Source organism: Roseateles sp., assembly GCF_049240545.1.
GTDB lineage: Bacteria > Pseudomonadota > Gammaproteobacteria > Burkholderiales > Burkholderiaceae_C > Paucibacter_A.
On the sequence record NZ_JBMLSK010000017.1, the window covers coordinates 1 to 15,657 of the forward strand.

Here is a 15,657-nt window from a genome sequence, read left to right on the forward strand (position 1 = left end):
TGCCGTGGGTCAGGTGCCACAGCGCGGTCTGGGCCGAGCGGCGCGCCAGGCTCTTGGGCGCGGTGGTGTAGAGACGATCCTTCAGCACGTCCAGGTAGAAAGCGCCCAGGTCTTCCGAGCAATAAACCTGCAACTTGGCGACCACCGGGTGGAACTCATAGCGCTGGTAATGCGCCAGGATGTCGGCTTGCATCTGCGCCGCGCGAGCCAGGGCGAAGCGGTCCACTTCCAGCAGCTGATCCAGCGGCACGGCATCGGTGGCCGGGTCGAAGTCGCTCACATTGGCCAGAAGGAAGCGCAAGGTGTTGCGGATGCGGCGGTAGGCGTCCACCACGCGGGCCAGGATCTTGTCATCCAGACCCAAATCGCCCGAGTAGTCGGTCGAGGCGCACCACAGGCGGATGATCTCGGCACCCATTTTTTCGCTGACGGTTTGCGGCGCCACCACATTGCCCACCGACTTGCTCATCTTGCGGCCCGCACCGTCCACAACGAAGCCGTGCGTCAGCAAGCCCTTGTAGGGCGCGCGACCGTAGAGCGCGCAGCCGATCAGCAGCGAGCTGTGGAACCAGCCGCGGTGCTGGTCATGGCCTTCCAGATACAGATCAGCCTCGGGGCCTTGCGCATGTGCCGCGCCGGCGTGGCTGCCGTTCAACACATGTTGGAAGGTCGAACCGGAGTCAAACCAGACGTCCAGGATGTCGCTGCCCTTGCTGTACTCGGCTGCTTCGGCGCCCAGCCACTCGGCCGGATCCAGCTTGGCCCAGGCCTCGACACCGCCGGCCTCGACGATGACGGCGGCGCGCTCGATGAACTCCAGCGTCTTGGGGTGCGGCAGGCCCGAGTCCTTGTGCAGGAAGATCGGCAGCGGCACGCCCCAGCTGCGCTGGCGCGAGATGCACCAGTCAGGGCGGCCGGCGATCATGTCGCGCAGACGGGCGCGGCCGTTCTCGGGGTAGAAGCTGGTGGCGTCGATGGCTTCCAGAGCGGTCTGGCGCAGGGTTCTTTCGGCGCGGTCCACCGCGAACAGGCCTTCGCCCTCGTCCATGCGCACAAACCACTGGGCGGCGGCGCGGTAGATCACCGGCGTCTTGTGGCGCCAGCAATGCGGGTAGCTGTGGGTGATCTTCACATGCGAGAGCAGGCGGCCGGCGTTCTCCAGCGCCTCGGCGATTACCGGGTTGGCCTTCCAGATGTGCAGGCCGCCGAACAGCGGCAGCTCGGCCTCGTACTGGCCATTGCCCTGCACCGGGTTCAAGATGTCCTTGAAGGCCATGCCGTGGCTGATGCAGCTCTGGAAGTCGTCCAAGCCGTAGGCAGGCGCCGAGTGCACAACGCCGGTGCCGTCTTCGGCGGTGGCGTAGTCGGCCAGATAGACGGGGCTGGTCCGATCAAAGCCGGCGTCCACATGGGCCAGCGGATGCTTGAACTTCAGCATCGCCAGGTTCTTGCCGACGCTGGTGGCCAGCACCGAGCCTTCGAGCTTCCAGCGGGCCAGGCATTTCTCCACCAGCGCTTCGGCCACCATGAAGATGCCGCGCGGCGTGTCTACCAGGGCGTAGACCAGCTCCGGGTTCAGGTTCAGCGCCTGATTGGCCGGGATGGTCCAGGGCGTGGTGGTCCAGATGACAGTGAAGGCTTCTTTGTCCAGCTTGGGCAAGCCGAAGGCCGCAGCCAGCTTCTCGGGCTCGGCGCTCAAGAAGGCCACGTCCACCGCCGGGCTTTGCTTGTCTTGGTACTCGATCTCGAACTCGGCCAGCGAGGAGCCGCAGTCGAAGCACCAGTAGACGGGCTTCAGGCCGCGATACACAAAGCCGCGCTCGAACAAGCGCTTCAAGACGCGGATCTCACCGGCCTCGTTCTTGAAGTCCATGGTGCGGTAGGGGCGGTCCCATTCGCCCAGTACGCCCAGGCGCTTGAAGTCGGCGCGCTGTGCGTCGATCTGCTCGCCGGCATAGGCGCGGCTCTTGGCTTGCACCTCGTCGCGTGGCAGGCCGCGGCCGAAGGTTTTTTCGATCTGGTTTTCGATCGGCAGGCCGTGGCAGTCCCAGCCGGGGATGTAGGCCGCGTCAAAGCCTTCCAGCTGGCGCGCCTTGACGATCATGTCCTTGAGGATTTTGTTCGCAGCGTGGCCGATGTGGATCTGGCCGTTGGCATAGGGCGGGCCGTCATGCAGCACGAACTTGGGCGCGCCGCAGCGGGCGTCGCGCAGCTTCTTGTAAGTGCCTTGTTCTTCCCAGGCCTTCACCCAGCCCGGCTCGCGCTTGGGCAGATCGCCCCGCATGGGGAAGGGCGTGTCGGGCAGATTCAGGCTGGCGCGGTAGTCTTTTTTATCGGTGCTCATGAGGGGTCCAGAACTTGTGCATTCGAGGGCGCTGCGCGCATTTGCGGGGCGCCGTAGCGGGGTGGGGGAGCAGCTCAGGCTGCCGGTGCGGGCGACCTGTTTTGAGTTCGAGGTGAATCAAAACCAAGCCAAAGGGGCGGCAAGACCCCGCCAGCGTCAAATTCGATCGCGTGTGGTCTGGCGCCGCATGGCGGCATGGGTGGCCAAAAAGGCTCGCGCGTCCGTCACATCCTGCCGGATGGCGGCCGTCAAGGCGGGCAGCCCGTCGTAGCGGGCTTCGTCGCGAAGTTTATGAAGCAGTTCCACGCGCACGAGTTTACCGTAGGCCCCGTTGTTGCCGAGCTCGGCCGGCCAGTCCAGGCAATGAACTTCCAGCAGCACGCGGCCGGCGTCCTCCACCGTGGGCCGCACGCCGAGCGAGGCCACGCCGTCCAGCGGCTGCTCGCTCAAGCCATGGGTGCGCACCGCAAAAATGCCGTGGGCGGCCGGCTTGTCGTGAGCAAAGCGCAGATTCAGCGTGCGAAAGCCATCCAGCGCGCCGGGGCTGGATTCCCCCAGGCTGCGCCCCAGTTTTTGTCCATGCACCACATGGCCGGAGATTGCATAAGGGCGGCCCAGCAAGCGCGCGCTGGCGGCCATATCGCCGGCGGCCAGTGCCTCGCGCACGGCGGAGCTGCTGACACGCAGGCCGTGCACCTCGTAACTCATCATGCGCGCCACATCAAAGCCTTGCTGGCGCCCGGCCGCGTCCAAGGTGGCGTAGTCGCCCTGGCGTTTGGCGCCAAAGCGAAAATCGTCGCCGACCAAGATGTATTTAGCATTCAGCCCTTGGATCAAGACCTGATGGATGAAGTCTTGCGCGCTCAGCGAAGCCAGGGCCGCATCAAAACGTAGAACCACGGCCTGGTCGATGCCGCAGCGCTCCAGTTCGCTGAGCTTGTCGCGCAGCGTGGCGATGCGTGCCGGTGCCAGTTCGGGCTTGCCGAGCTTGGCGGCGAAGTAATCGCGTGGATGCGGCTCGAAGGTCATCACACAAGAGGGCAGCCCGCGGTGCGAGGCCTCAGATTTCAGTAGCGCCAACATGGCCTGATGGCCACGGTGAACGCCGTCGAAGTTGCCGATGGTCAGCGCGCAGGCGGGCGCAATGCCGGGGTGGTGGAAGCCGCGAAAAACATGCATGGCGGCGATTATCCTTCGGCCGCCAAAGCTTGAGCTTGGCGGAGTTGGGCTCAAACCAAGGCGTTGACCTGCAAATGACGGCGCACCACGGCCACCAGATCATCCATCTCGAAAGGCTTCACGAGATAGTCGTCCATGCCGCATTGGATGCAGCGCTCCCGGTCGCCGTTCACTGCACTGGCGGTCAGGGCCACGATGGGCACATGCCCCAAAAAGCGGTTGCGCTCCAGCGCGCGCCAGCGGCGGGTCGCTTCGAAGCCATCCATTTTCGGCATCTGGCAGTCCATCAGGACGAGGTCATAGGCCTGGGCTTCCAATCGTTCCAGCGCTTCCAGGCCATCCTCGGCCTGGTCGACCTGCAGGCCGCAGCTTTCCAGCATGGAGGAGGCGACCAAGACGTTGACCATGCTGTCATCCACCAGCAAGACCCGTCCGCTGAGGCTTGGGACGCTGGGAATGGCGCTGCTGCCGCGTTTGGCACCGAGGCTGTGCTTGGGCTCGAGTTCGAGGGCAAGGGTGGTCGCCGGACCGGGTTGCATCGCCGGGCGCTGGCGGCTTGAAGATGGCTCCGCACAAGGCTGCAAGGGCAGGGTGAACTCGAACAGCGAGCCTTGACCCAGCACCGAGCTGCAGCGCAAATCGCCGCCCATGGCCCGGGCCAGTTCGCGCGAAATGGTCAGGCCCAGGCCGGTGCCGTCTTGGCGGCGCGGCCGTTGTTGCTGGCCATGAGCCTCGGCTTGCTCGAAAGGGGCGAAGACGCGCTCCATTTGATCGGCAGCGATGCCCTCGCCGGTGTCGCGCACCGCAAAGCGCAGCAACGTGCCGGCACGCATGTCCAGGGTGGGGCTGACCTCAACCGTGACTTGGCCGCGTTCGGTGAACTTGATCGCGTTGCCGATCAGGTTGTGCAACACCTGCTTGATGCGCGAGGCGTCGCCCAGGGCGTAGGGCGGCAAGGCCGGGCTCAGGCTGAGCGTGAAGTCCAGGCCCTTGTCGCGGGCGGTCTCGCCGAGCAAGCGGCAGACGTCATCGACGGTCTCGCGCACATGCACCGGCCCGGCGTCTACGGCCAACTTGCCGGATTCGATGCGGGCCAGGTCGAGGATGTCATTGACCAAAGCCAGCAGGTGCTGGCCGGAGCGCCGCATGATGTCGACTTGTTCGCGCTGTTGGCCGTCCAGTTGGGTGCGTTCCAACAACTGAGTCATGCCCAAAATGCCATTGAGCGGCGTGCGGATTTCGTGGCTCATGACCGCCACAAAGCGACTCTTGCTGCTGCTGGAGTGCTCCGCGGATTGCAGGGCTTGCTGGCGCTGCTGGGCCAGCCAATCGGTCGCAAAACGCAGGCGCAGCAGTTCGGTCGCTCGGGCATCAATACCGCGGGACTCTTTCAGCGCAATGGCGACGAAGGCCAGCAGGCTCAAGCCGGTGAGGGCGCCTTGTGGGTCGCCCAAGCTGAAGTGATAGGCAGCCAATGGGCCGATGGCCAGGGCGCAGAACACCAAATTGGCGTGCATGCGGCCCCCGAGGGAAAACAGGCCGATGGCGCTCAGGCCCACCATGCAGGCCAGCAATAGGCCTTCCAGTTGCGGCGCGGCCGGTACATGGAAGAACCAGCCCATCGCGCCCCAGGTGAGGGAGTCGAGCGCCAGCAAGACCAGGAAGCGGGTGCGCCAGCGCGCGAACTCGGCATGTTTGGGTTCAGTCGCCTGAAATGCGCGAAAGCGCAGCAGATCCCAACAACGCGTGGCGCTCATCAGCGCGCGTGCGAGCAGCCAACCGAGCAGCAGGGCTTTGGGCAGGTGATCCCAGAGCAAAACGACCGGAAACAGGCTGAACACCAGGCCCATCAAGGTCGGCATCATGGTGCGCTCATAAAGCGCGGCCAATTGCTCCGACCGCACCTGCTCGGCGATATCGGGGCCCGTGTTTTCGCTCACCTGTGCTGAGCCAGGTTCTGCTGTCATAAGTGTGTATTCCCTCGGAAACCGGTCACCTCTCTGGGGGTGACTCGAAGGCGGTGAGTCTGATGCTCCCGCTCTCCAGCCGAGGTTCTACAGGCACTTTGTTACAGATTGATCGGGATCAACCCTGGACGTCGCGCTAACGCCGCAGTTTTGCGGGCAAACCCCGAGTTTGTTTGAGGGTCATCAAACTGTTACTTGGGTGTGATTCGGTTGGGGCTGTTGATCCAGCACCATTCGCCCGGCTTCAAATCGGTCGGCAAAGTCAGGGCGCCGAACTGCGGGCGATGCAGGCTCTCAACCCGATTTCCCACGGCAGCCACCATGCGCTTGACCTGGTGGTACTTGCCCTCGATCAGGGTCAGGCGCAGACCGTGGGTGCCAAAGCTCTCGGCGCCTTCGGCGCGCACGCTTTCCGGTAGGTAAGGCGTTGTGCGTTCGGGCTTGCCTGCCGGCTTGCCCGGGGATTTCACCGAGCTTCTGCCGGACGCGCCTGCCACCACGACCGGCTTGCTCGGCTCGGGCTCGCGCAGTTCCACGCCGGCCAGCAGTTGCGCCACCATCTCGGGTGTGACGGGATGCTTGCAGGTGGCCTCATAGACCTTGGGCACATGGTGCTTGGGGCTGGTCAGCTTGTGGATCAAGGCGCCGTCATCGGTCAGCAGCAGCAGGCCGGTGGTGTCTTCGTCCAAGCGGCCGATGGGCTGTACATCGCGCTCACGCAAAGGCGCGGGCAAGAGATTCATCACGCTGGGGTGGTGCTTGGGCTTGCGTGAGCATTCATAGCCGCTGGGCTTGTTAAGCAGGATCAAGGCCTTCTCGTGATAGGGCCAGGTCTTGCCACTGACCTCAAACTCCAGGCCCTCGGTTTCGAACTCTTCCCAGGGGTCGTTCAAGATCTCGCCCTTGATGCTGACCTCGCCGTTGAACAAGAGGCCGGAACACAGGCGACGGCTGCCGAAGCCTTGGGTAAACAGAATTTGGGCAATGTGCATCTTCATGCCGGTATTGTCCCTCAGCGGCTCTTGGCCTTGCTGGGCTGTTTGAGCCCTTGGATGGTTGGGGCGATCATTTTTGAATTGCAGGCCATCTTCGCTTGGCCATGGAGCAAGCACTCAAGCCCAGGCCAGCTAAGCTGTGAACCCCAGCGCTGGGGTGGCACGCACCTTCCAGCAGCAAGTGAACAGACTCGCAAATGGCCCAAGGAAGAACCTATGACGCAGACCTCAAACAAGCGACCCGTTCCCGTGCTTGCCATTCATGGTGGTGCTGGCACCTTGTTGCGCAGCCAGATGAGTGCGGGCAAGGAAGCTGAATACCTCGAGGCTCTGCGTTCGATTTTGGATGCAGGCCAGAACCAACTGGCGGCAGGTGTCAGCGCGCTCGATGTGGCGGTTGAAGCGGTGCGCCGGCTGGAGGAGTGCGAGCTCTTCAATGCCGGGCGTGGTGCGGTCTATACCGCCGCCGGTACGCACGAGTTAGACGCCAGCGTGATGGACGGCAGCACGGTGCAAGCCGGCGCGGTGGCTGGGGTGAGCCGGACCCGCAACCCGGTGCTGGCCGCGCGGGCGGTGATGCAGCACAGCGAGCATCTGATGTTCATGGGCTCGGCGGCCGATGCCTTTGCGGCGGCGCAAGGCTTGGAACAGGTCGAGCCCGAATGGTTTGGCACCACGGCCCGTCTGGAGCAACTGCGGCGCGCTCAACAAGCGCAGGGCGGCGCGCTGCTGGATCACGATGGCCAGCATCTGGCGGCAAGTGCAGCCGCCAGCGGGCCGATCGATGAGCGCAGCAAGACTGGCACGGTGGGCGCCGTTGCCCTGGATGCGAATGGGCATTTGGCCGCTGCCACGTCCACCGGCGGCATGACCAATAAGCAGGTCGGCCGGGTGGGCGACTCCCCCATCATCGGCGCCGGCTGCTATGCCAATGATGCGACGGTGGCGGTGTCTTGTACCGGCACCGGCGAGGCCTTTATGCGCAGCTGCGCGGCCTTTGATGTGTCGGCGCAGATGGCGTACCTGGGCCTGGACGTGGCGGCTGCCGCCGAGCGGGTGGTGTACGGCAGCTTGCCTCGCGTGGGCGGTAGCGGCGGCTTGATCGCCTTGTCCGCCAGCGGGGCGCTGAGCCTGTGCTTCAACTCCGAAGGCATGTACCGCGGCTATGCGCGGGTGGGTGAGGTCCCGGTGGTGGCCATTTACCGAGATGAACTGCCGGGATGAACTGCCGAGACGAGCCGGCGAGAGATGTGCTCAAACGTGGCCGCTGCGGCAAGCTGAAAAACAAAAAGCGGCCACAAGGGCCGCTTTCAAGCGCAGGAGCGCAGAGTCTTGATTAGCCGTGCTTGGCCTTGTTCTGGCGGCGGATATAGACCACGCCGAACAAAGCCAGACCCGCCAGGGCCAAGGAGCCTGGCTCCGGCACGCCGTTGCTCTGAGGCCTCACGCTGACCAGGGTTTGGGTCGCGGACGAGTTGTACACCGTGAAGGTGTAGTTGGTGGCCTTGCCGGCACCAATGCCTGTCCAGACATTGGTATTCAAGGCGGTCAGGTAGGTGTTGATTTGGGCTTGCAGTGCATTGCTGTAGCCATTTGAACCCTTGGATGCGAGATCAGTTGCCCCGCCCCAGGTCGTGCCTTCGCGCAGACCGCCAGTCGTCGCGTTGTAGTTAATCCAGCTGCCCGTAGTCCCCTTGGTGTCGCCCAAGACTTCCCACAGCGCGTACTGGAAAGCAGCGGATTTGATCGAATTGTTGCTCAGCGTCGCATCGGCGTAGGCGTAGCTGAACAAATCGGTGACCTTGCTCAAGACACGCGCATTGCCGGCACTTGAGGTTTGATCAAGGTATCCGCTGTTGGCGACGCCTGCTTTTCCTGTGGCCACATTGGTGTAAACGTTCTTGTCAAACTGCTCGTTGTAGGTGGTTACAGCGGAGGCTGCACCAGTGCCGCTGATGAATTGGTTCAGCGCGGAATTGCCCGAGCCGGTCAATTTGGTGTAATTCAGCGGGGAGGAAATCGAGGTCAATGGATCCAGGCAATAGACCCAAAACGAAGCACCGTTGCTGCTTTCCTTGTAGCTGCTCGCCCCCAAGGTGGCCGGGTTCTTGTCGACCTTTTCGCCGAAGGTCAGGTTTTCCGAACGGAACTGGGTGCCAAGGTTGCCCTCTTGGAGGGTCACGGCTTGTGATGTCACTTGGGCGTGGCTCAGGCCCGCGCTCAGGCTCAGCACTGCAACTGCGGCTGCATGGCAAAACAGAGCGGTCTTGGCGGCAGGGAAGGAGAGTTTCATGGTGTTTGAGCCTGTTGGTGCTTGCGCAGCGAGGTTTTGATTCTGTGCTGGATCGTAACGGCTTGTTTCATGGGAACAACCCCTCGAACGCGGGGTGCGCGGTGTGAATCCTCACGCCAAACGGGATTGGCGTGAAGGAGTTCTGGTTTTCCCTAGAGGCCCAACTCGAGTTTCAAGGCGCGCAGTTCCTTGGAGTCCTCCGGGCGGCTGGGGGAGTTCAGTGCCGTGGTGAGTTCATCTTTGGCTTCTGCCTTGCGGCCGGACTTGGATAAGGCGAAAGCCAGGTGGAAGCGAATGGTGCCGCTGTTGGGGTCTCTCAGCCGCGCTTCGCGCAGGTGGCGCAGCGCCGGCTCATGTTTGCCTTGCAGCGCCAACACCCAGCCCAAGGTGTCTAAGGCCTCGGCGCTGCCGGGCGCCAGTTGCAGCGCTTGCTCCGCCGTGCTGAGCGCTTTGGCGTCCCCCATGCGTTGCAGCAAGACGGCGTAGCGGCTCATCACCCCGGCATCCTTGGGTGTAATGGCCAGCAGTTGCACAAAGCTCTTGGCGGCGGCATCGTTTTTGCCCATCGCGGCTTGCAACTCGGCCGTCGCCCGCAGCAGGCCGGTTTCTTTGGGCATCTTCTTGGCTTGGGCTTCAATCAAGGCCAGGGCCTTGTCTTGCTCGCCGGCCGCGGTGAAGGCTTGGGCCAGGAGCATCACGTGATTGCTGCTCGGGGCTTTTTCCAGGACTTGGCGATAGGCGGCTTGCGCCGCTGGAAACTGCCGCCGCAACATGGCGATATTGCCATTGGTCAGCAAGGCGCCGACGCTGCCGGCATGCTTGGCGTTCATCGTTCTGAGTGCGGCGTCCAACTTGGCTTGATCACCCTTTTGCGCTTCGACCTCGACCTGGAAGATCAAGGCTTGCAGGTCATTGGGGTCGGCCTGCAGGGCTTTTTCCGCGCTGTAGGCCGCCCCTGGCAGGTTGTCGGCCAGGATTTGCAGTCGACCAATATGCACTTGTTGAGCGACTTCAATGTCGGCAAAGCGTCCTGCGTCTTGAAACAGGGTTCGCGCGCTGGTTTTGTCACCGGCGGCCAAGTAGGCGCGGCCCAGCGCGAGCAATATCGGCGGGCGATTGGGTAGCTTGGCGTTCAGGGTCTTGCCGATGGCAATCGCTTTGTCGGTTTGCTGCTGGCTCAGGAACAACTCGATCAGCGTCAAGCCGGCCCTGGGGTCGTTTCTTTGCAAGTCATTGGCGGCCTGAAGATGCTCCTGGGCTTCTGCCAAACGGCCGGCGCGAATCTCGAGAACGCCGAGTTGAAACAAGAGCTCGGTGTCCTTCTTGTCCCGATTCAGCCAGGACCTCAGGCGAGTTCGGGCCTCGTCGAAGCGCCGTTCTTCAATGTCCAACCAGCTCAGATTCACGGCGGCGGGCTTGAAATTGACGTCCTTGATCAGGATTTGCTGAAAAGTCTGCCGGGCGGCTTTTTTGTCACCCACGCGGCCCTGAATATTGCCGAGGAAGTTTCGTAGGGTCAGGTTGCCTGCATCCGCCTTGGCCATCGCGTTGGCGGTCTGAAGGGCTTGAGTCGGTTTGCCTTGATTGAGCAAGCTCATGGCCAGTTGAATCCCTGCCCGCAGGTCAGATGGGTTGCCTGCAAAGTAGGCCTCCAGATTGGACAGGCCTACTCGCTCTTGGCCCATGCCCAGCTGACTGAAGGCCAACTCGCGCCGCGCTTCAGGCGTTGCGTTGGTTTTGGCGGCCCTCTCAAAGTGCTCGCTGGCGCGCAGATACTGCTTGCGCGCCATCTGCAGGCTGCCGAGCAGCATCTGTACCTGCGGATCGTTCGGGGCCGCGCGTTGGGCACCTTCCAACAGGGTGGCGGCGCGTGAGTAGTCTTTGCTGTCGATGAGGATGCCGCCGAGCAGCAATTGAGCGCTGAAATGCCTGGGGTTCAGCGTCAGCAAGGTGTCCAGATAGCCTTTTGCTTTTTCGTTGTTGTCGAGGGCTTTGTGCGCCAAAGCCCCGGCCAACAAGACTGGGTCATTGCCCGCCAGGGACGAGGGCTTTTGGCCGTCCACCAGTTCGGCCGTTTTGGCGAATGCGGTGCGCGCCGTGTTGGTGTCGCCTCGGCTTGCCGCCAAAACAGCGCGGACATAGGAGGCGCGGGGGTCCATCACGCCCCAGCCATCCAAGAGGTCGATGTCTTTCTCGGCCTCTTTCTCGCGGCCCAGGATCATCAGCAAGGAGGCGCGGGCGACCCGAGAGTCGACCTGCTTTTCATTCAGCGCCAAGGCTTTTTCATGGGCGGCCAAGGCGCCTTTGTAGTCCTGGAGGTTGAGCAAGGTCATGCCCAGCGTGTACCAGCCGGAGGCATTCCTGGGTTCCAGTTCCACGGCTTTGGTGGCCGCGGCCTTGGCTTTTTCTGCTTCACCCTGACGCATCAGCAAGGGGGCTTCGGCGATCCAGGGAGCGGCCGCGCTCGGCTTCAGCGCGCGTGCTTCGGCGAACGATTTGCTCGCTTGCGCCACATTGCCAAGACCTGCAAAGGCAGAGCCGCGCAGGGTCAGAATGTCGGCTTGAACGGCAGAGGGCATGCCGGTGACTTGGATCTCATCCAACACGCGCTTGCGCTCGCCCGTGACCAGATAAAGCTGGCCCAGCGAGACCACCACCTCGCTGCGGCTAACGCCTTGCTTCAGCGCTTCGGCCAAGGCGGCTTCGGCGGCTCCGTACTCGCCCTTGGCCAGCAAGACCTTGCCCAACAAGAGGTGGGCGGCAAGCATCTTCTTGTCCTGCTGAAGGCTGTTCTTCAACTGGATGCTGGCGCTATCCAAATCTCCCGCTTCAAAGCGCTTCAAGGCATCTTCGTAAAAGGCGGCGGCCTTCTCGGGTGTGGCCCAAGCCGAATGGGACAGCATTGCCAGGGTGGCAAGGGCCGTGGCCAAAATGGCAGGACGCAGGCCTAGGCTGGAGGCGGCCGTGGGCTTGCTGGAAGGGGTGGGTGATTTTTGGAGGCGCATCTCGTCAGTATCGGGAGTTCAAGCGGGGTGGGTGAGTCTGCAAGTCGGTGCCCAGGTGAAATTATTCATGCTTGGCCGAATTGCAGTGGTGAACGCAAGGGTCGGGCGATCAATAGCGCAAGTCCAGCGTCAGTACGTCGTTGTCCCGTTTCATTTGGAAGCGAGTCAAAAAGCTATTGCCGAGCAAGACATGGCTCATCTGCCCAGGCACGACGATGGCCTCGACCTGGCGAATCTCCACATCTCCGACGCGCACCAGATCCAGCATGAGCAGATGCGCGGGTACGGTGCCGTTTGCCGTTTGGGTCATCACACGTCGACCACTCAAGAACTTGAGCTGCATGCGTTCAGCTTCCGTTTGGCTGATGGAAATCGCCGTGGCGCCGGTGTCCACCAGAAACTGGGTGCTTTGGCCATTGATGCTGCCGGCGGTGGTGAAGTGCCCGCCGGGGCCGGAGCTCAAGACGATCTTGCGCCGGGTGTTGCTGACCGCCGCGGCGTCGCCAATGCGTCCGGGTGAGGCGCCCATTTGCAGGGTGTAGCGGCGGCCACCCGCCTCGATCTGGGCTTGACCGTCGGCGAGCGAGAGCAGGCGCACACCGCGTACCGTTTCGCCGACCGGCACGGTGCGGGCTTCGCCATCAATCATCAACAGCGCCGCCTTGCTGCCCAGGCTGCCGTTGAAGGCGACGACGGGGCCTTGTGCCTGCGCGGCAACGCTGAAGAGCAGCAGCCCAGCCAAGCAGCCGGTAGGGGCGAGGCGCGCGCCGCTCATGACTCACTCAGTCGCGGAAGTTGCCGTAGTCCAGCGGCACGTCGGCAAACTCTTTCTTCAGCAAGGCGATGCCGACTTGCAGGTCGTCACGGTTCTTGCCGGTGACGCGCACCGTGTCACCCTGAATCGAGCCCTGCACCTTGAGCTTGGCGTTCTTGATGGCGGCCACGATCTTCTTGGCCAGATCGGACTCGATGCCGTTCTTGATCTTGTAGACCTGGCGCACTTTGTCGCCGCCGAGCTTCTCGATCTTTTCCTGCTTGTCCAGGAAGCTGATGACCACGCCTTGCTTGATCAGCTTGGAGTAGAGCACCGCCTCGATCTGCTCCAGCTGGAAATCGCTGTTGCCGACGGCGTGGATTTCTTTTTCTTTGTCTTTCAGTTGGACTTCGGCCGGCGTGCCTTTGAAGTCAAAGCGGGTCGAGATCTCTTTGGCGCTGGTTTCAACGCCATGTTTGATCTTGACCATATCGGGTTCGAGGGTGGTGTCAAAGCTGGGCATGTTTATTTATGAGTTGTGGGCGGGTCCGGCAAGGATAGCCCGGTTGATCTGGGAAAATTCTGCCATGCAGGAACAAGCTGTAAATCCCCCCACTGAACCGCTCAAGCCCGGGAGCCAAGAATTGCTGCTGGAGCATGCGGTCAATCTGAAGCCCTTCAACACATTTGGCTTGCCCGCCACCGCCCATTGCCTGGTGCGGATTCGCGAGGTGGCCGATGTGCGCCGCGTGGTTGATCATCCGAAGCTGGGCCGCGCGCCCAAGTTTGTCTTGGGGGGCGGCAGCAATATCGTTTTGACCAAAGACATCGAGGCCGTGGTGCTGAAGATGGAGATTCCTGGTTTGCGCCTGCTGGAAGAGCGTGAGGACGCCTGGATTATCGAGGCTGGCGCGGGCGTGCCCTGGCATGAGTTGGTGCGGTGGTCGGTGGACGCGGGTTATCCGGGCCTGGAGAACATGGCGCTGATCCCCGGCACCGTGGGCGCGTCGCCGGTGCAAAACATCGGGGCTTACGGCCTGGAATTGAAAGACCGGCTCGACAGCGTTGAAGTGGTGGACCTGACGACGGGCCGCACCGTGCTCTTGCCCGCCTCGGTCTGCCGCTTTGGCTATCGCGACAGCGTCTTCAAGCAAAGCGACTTCGGCGGCTTGGCTGGTAAATGCGTCATCACCCGGGTGCGTTTGGCCTTGCCCAAACCTTGGCGGCCGGCGCTGGGTTATTTGGAGTTGGAGCGCAAGATGGCCGAGACCGGCATCAGCGAGCCCAGCGCGCGGCAGATCTTTGATTGGGTCTGCCAGATTCGGCGCGCCAAGCTGCCGGACCCGGCCGTGATCGGAAATGCCGGCAGCTTCTTCAAAAACCCGGTTGTGACGCCGGAGCAATGCCGCGACATCATCGGCCGTGATCCCTGCATCGTGCACTACCCCATGCCGGATGGCGGCATCAAACTGGCGGCGGGCTGGATGATTGACGCCTGTGGCTGGAAGGGCAAGACCGTCGGTGGCGCCGGCGTTTATGAAAAGCAGGCCTTGGTGCTGGTCAACCGAGGCGAGGCGCGCGGTGCCGAGGTGGTGACGTTGGCGCGCGCCATTCAAGAAAGCGTGTACGGGCGCTTTGGCATTCGCCTTGAGTCTGAGCCGGTGATGTTGTGAACGCGGCTCTGAGTTTCTCGACTCAGCATGCGCCTCAGAAATAGAAAAGGGCTCAGCGACCGCTGAGCCCTTTCTTTAGGTCAAGGACAGAACTTACTTCTTGTCGGCCGCGGCAGCGCCGTCTTGCAACTGCGGCAGGCTGTTGGTAGTAGCCGGCGAGAGCAGACCCACCTTGGCGTAGTTCATCAGCTTGTCGCGGGTATCGACGATGTCCAGATTGCGCATGGTCAGCTGGCCGATGCGGTCTTGCGGCGAGAACGGCGCGTCCTCGACCTTTTCCATGCTCAAACGCTCGGGCTTGTAGGTCAGGTTGGGGCTCTTGGTGTCCAGCAGCGAGTAGTCATTGCCGCGCCGCAGCTCGATGGCCACTTCGCCGGTGATGGCGCGCGCCACCCAGCGCTGGGCGCTTTCGCGCAGCATGATGGCTTGCGGGTCAAACCAGCGGCCTTGGTAGAGCAAACGGCCGAGCTTCATACCGTTCATACGGTACTGCTCGATGGTGTCTTCGTTGTGGATGCCGGTCAGCAGGCGCTCGTAAGCGATGTGCAGCAGAGCCAGGCCGGGCGCTTCATAGATGCCGCGGCTCTTGGCTTCGATGATGCGGTTTTCGATCTGGTCGCTCATGCCCAGGCCGTGGCGGCCGCCGATGCGATTCGCTTCCAGCAGCAGCTCGACCGGGTCCTTGAATTCCACGCCGTTCAGCGCGACTGGCTGACCTTCTTCAAAGCGCACGGTGACGGTCTCGGCCTTCACCACCACATCGTCCTTCCAGAAGGCCACGCCCATGATGGGGTTGACGATCTTGATGCCGCTGTTCAGGTGCTCCAGATCCTTGGCCTCGTGGGTGGCGCCCAGCAGATTGGAATCGGTGGAGTAAGCCTTCTCGGCCGACATCTTGTAGCCAAAACCGGCCTTGCTCATGAAGGCCGACATCTCGGCGCGGCCGCCCAGCTCGTCGATGAATTGCTGATCCAGCCAGGGCTTGTAGATCTTCAGCGCAGGGTTGGTCAGCAAGCCATAGCGGTAGAAGCGCTCGATGTCATTGCCCTTGAAGGTCGAGCCATCGCCCCAGATGTTCACATCGTCGGCCTGCATGGCGGCCACCAACATGGTGCCGGTGACGGCGCGGCCGATGGGCGTGGTGTTGAAGTAGGTCACGCCAGCGGTGCTGATGTGGAAGGCGCCGCTTTGCAGCGCGGCAATGCCTTCGTGCACCAGCTGGGCGCGGCAGTCCACCAACACGGCCTTTTCGGCGCCGTACTGCATGGCTTTGCGTGGAATCTCGTCATAGTCCGGCTCATCCGGCTGGCCCAGATTGGCGGTGTAGGCGTAGGGAATGGCGCCCTTGTTGCGCATCCAGTGCAGGGCGGCGCTGGTGTCCAGGCCTCCGGAGAACGCGATACCGACCTTCTGGCCGACGGGGATTTGCTGAAGAATGGTTGACATG

General features: G+C 62.6%; 11 protein-coding genes. 2 read left to right on the forward strand and 9 right to left on the reverse strand.

What is annotated here, in order from left to right; genetic code table 11:
• From ileS to ACOVRJ_RS01055, 4 genes are all read right to left on the reverse strand, one after another.
• Positions 1-2,344 (reverse strand): isoleucine--tRNA ligase (ileS, locus tag ACOVRJ_RS01040; RefSeq protein ID WP_422042054.1); only part of this gene is annotated, 2,344 nt, incomplete at its 3' end.
• A 156-nt stretch (positions 2,345-2,500) separates the two neighbouring features.
• Positions 2,501-3,523: a bifunctional riboflavin kinase/FAD synthetase gene (locus tag ACOVRJ_RS01045; RefSeq protein ID WP_422042055.1), complete on the reverse strand. Its 1,023-nt coding sequence runs from the start codon at positions 3,521-3,523 to the stop codon at positions 2,501-2,503.
• Positions 3,524-3,573: 50 nt separating this feature from the next.
• On the reverse strand, positions 3,574-5,490 hold the full coding sequence (locus ACOVRJ_RS01050) for a response regulator (protein WP_422042056.1): 1,917 nt from the start codon (positions 5,488-5,490) through the stop codon (positions 3,574-3,576).
• A gap of 191 nt (positions 5,491-5,681) precedes the next feature.
• Entirely contained in the window at positions 5,682-6,482 is an 801-nt protein-coding gene (locus ACOVRJ_RS01055) for a pseudouridine synthase (RefSeq protein ID WP_422042131.1), read from the reverse strand.
• Between the two features lie 219 nt (positions 6,483-6,701).
• On the opposite strand from ACOVRJ_RS01055, the gene ACOVRJ_RS01060 reads away from it, so the two are divergent.
• Positions 6,702-7,709, forward strand: a complete 1,008-nt coding sequence (locus ACOVRJ_RS01060; RefSeq protein ID WP_422042057.1) for an isoaspartyl peptidase/L-asparaginase family protein — start codon at positions 6,702-6,704, stop codon at positions 7,707-7,709.
• Between the two features lie 112 nt (positions 7,710-7,821).
• Here ACOVRJ_RS01060 and ACOVRJ_RS01065 read toward each other — a convergent pair whose 3' ends face one another.
• The 4 genes from ACOVRJ_RS01065 to ACOVRJ_RS01080 all read right to left on the reverse strand — a co-directional run bounded on the left by ACOVRJ_RS01065 (position 7,822) and on the right by ACOVRJ_RS01080 (position 13,060).
• The gene (locus tag ACOVRJ_RS01065) at positions 7,822-8,778 is read right to left on the reverse strand and encodes a PEP-CTERM sorting domain-containing protein (RefSeq protein WP_422042058.1); all 957 of its coding nucleotides are present in this window, start codon (positions 8,776-8,778) and stop codon (positions 7,822-7,824) included.
• A gap of 152 nt (positions 8,779-8,930) precedes the next feature.
• On the reverse strand, positions 8,931-11,783 hold the full coding sequence (gene prsT, locus ACOVRJ_RS01070) for an XrtA/PEP-CTERM system TPR-repeat protein PrsT (RefSeq protein WP_422042059.1): 2,853 nt from the start codon (positions 11,781-11,783) through the stop codon (positions 8,931-8,933).
• 109 nt (positions 11,784-11,892) lie between these two features.
• Positions 11,893-12,558 (reverse strand): retropepsin-like aspartic protease family protein, encoded by a 666-nt coding sequence (locus tag ACOVRJ_RS01075; RefSeq protein WP_422042060.1) that lies wholly within the window; start codon positions 12,556-12,558, stop codon positions 11,893-11,895.
• A gap of 7 nt (positions 12,559-12,565) precedes the next feature.
• The gene (locus ACOVRJ_RS01080; protein WP_422042061.1) at positions 12,566-13,060 is read right to left on the reverse strand and encodes a YajQ family cyclic di-GMP-binding protein; all 495 of its coding nucleotides are present in this window, start codon (positions 13,058-13,060) and stop codon (positions 12,566-12,568) included.
• 121 nt (positions 13,061-13,181) lie between these two features.
• Between ACOVRJ_RS01080 and murB the strand changes: the two genes are divergently transcribed.
• Positions 13,182-14,210 carry a UDP-N-acetylmuramate dehydrogenase gene (murB, locus tag ACOVRJ_RS01085; RefSeq protein ID WP_422042132.1) on the forward strand — a complete coding sequence of 343 codons (1,029 nt, stop codon included), beginning with the start codon at positions 13,182-13,184 and terminating at the stop codon, positions 14,208-14,210.
• Between the two features lie 93 nt (positions 14,211-14,303).
• Here the strand turns inward: murB and argG are convergent, their stop codons facing one another.
• Positions 14,304-15,656 (reverse strand): argininosuccinate synthase, encoded by a 1,353-nt coding sequence (gene argG, locus ACOVRJ_RS01090; RefSeq protein WP_422042062.1) that lies wholly within the window; start codon positions 15,654-15,656, stop codon positions 14,304-14,306.
• Position 15,657: the final 1 nt, after the last annotated feature.

Coding starts and splice junctions, on each gene's coding strand:
- ACOVRJ_RS01045 (WP_422042055.1), bottom strand. CDS start 3,523: ATGCATGTTTTTCGCGGCTTCCACCACCCCGGCATTGCGCCCGCCTGC.
- ACOVRJ_RS01050 (WP_422042056.1), bottom strand. CDS start 5,490: ATGACAGCAGAACCTGGCTCAGCACAGGTGAGCGAAAACACGGGCCCC.
- ACOVRJ_RS01055 (WP_422042131.1), bottom strand. CDS start 6,482: ATGCACATTGCCCAAATTCTGTTTACCCAAGGCTTCGGCAGCCGTCGC.
- ACOVRJ_RS01060 (WP_422042057.1), top strand. CDS start 6,702: ATGACGCAGACCTCAAACAAGCGACCCGTTCCCGTGCTTGCCATTCAT.
- ACOVRJ_RS01065 (WP_422042058.1), bottom strand. CDS start 8,778: ATGAAACTCTCCTTCCCTGCCGCCAAGACCGCTCTGTTTTGCCATGCA.
- prsT (WP_422042059.1), bottom strand. CDS start 11,783: ATGCGCCTCCAAAAATCACCCACCCCTTCCAGCAAGCCCACGGCCGCC.
- ACOVRJ_RS01075 (WP_422042060.1), bottom strand. CDS start 12,558: ATGAGCGGCGCGCGCCTCGCCCCTACCGGCTGCTTGGCTGGGCTGCTG.
- ACOVRJ_RS01080 (WP_422042061.1), bottom strand. CDS start 13,060: ATGCCCAGCTTTGACACCACCCTCGAACCCGATATGGTCAAGATCAAA.
- argG (WP_422042062.1), bottom strand. CDS start 15,656: ATGTCAACCATTCTTCAGCAAATCCCCGTCGGCCAGAAGGTCGGTATC.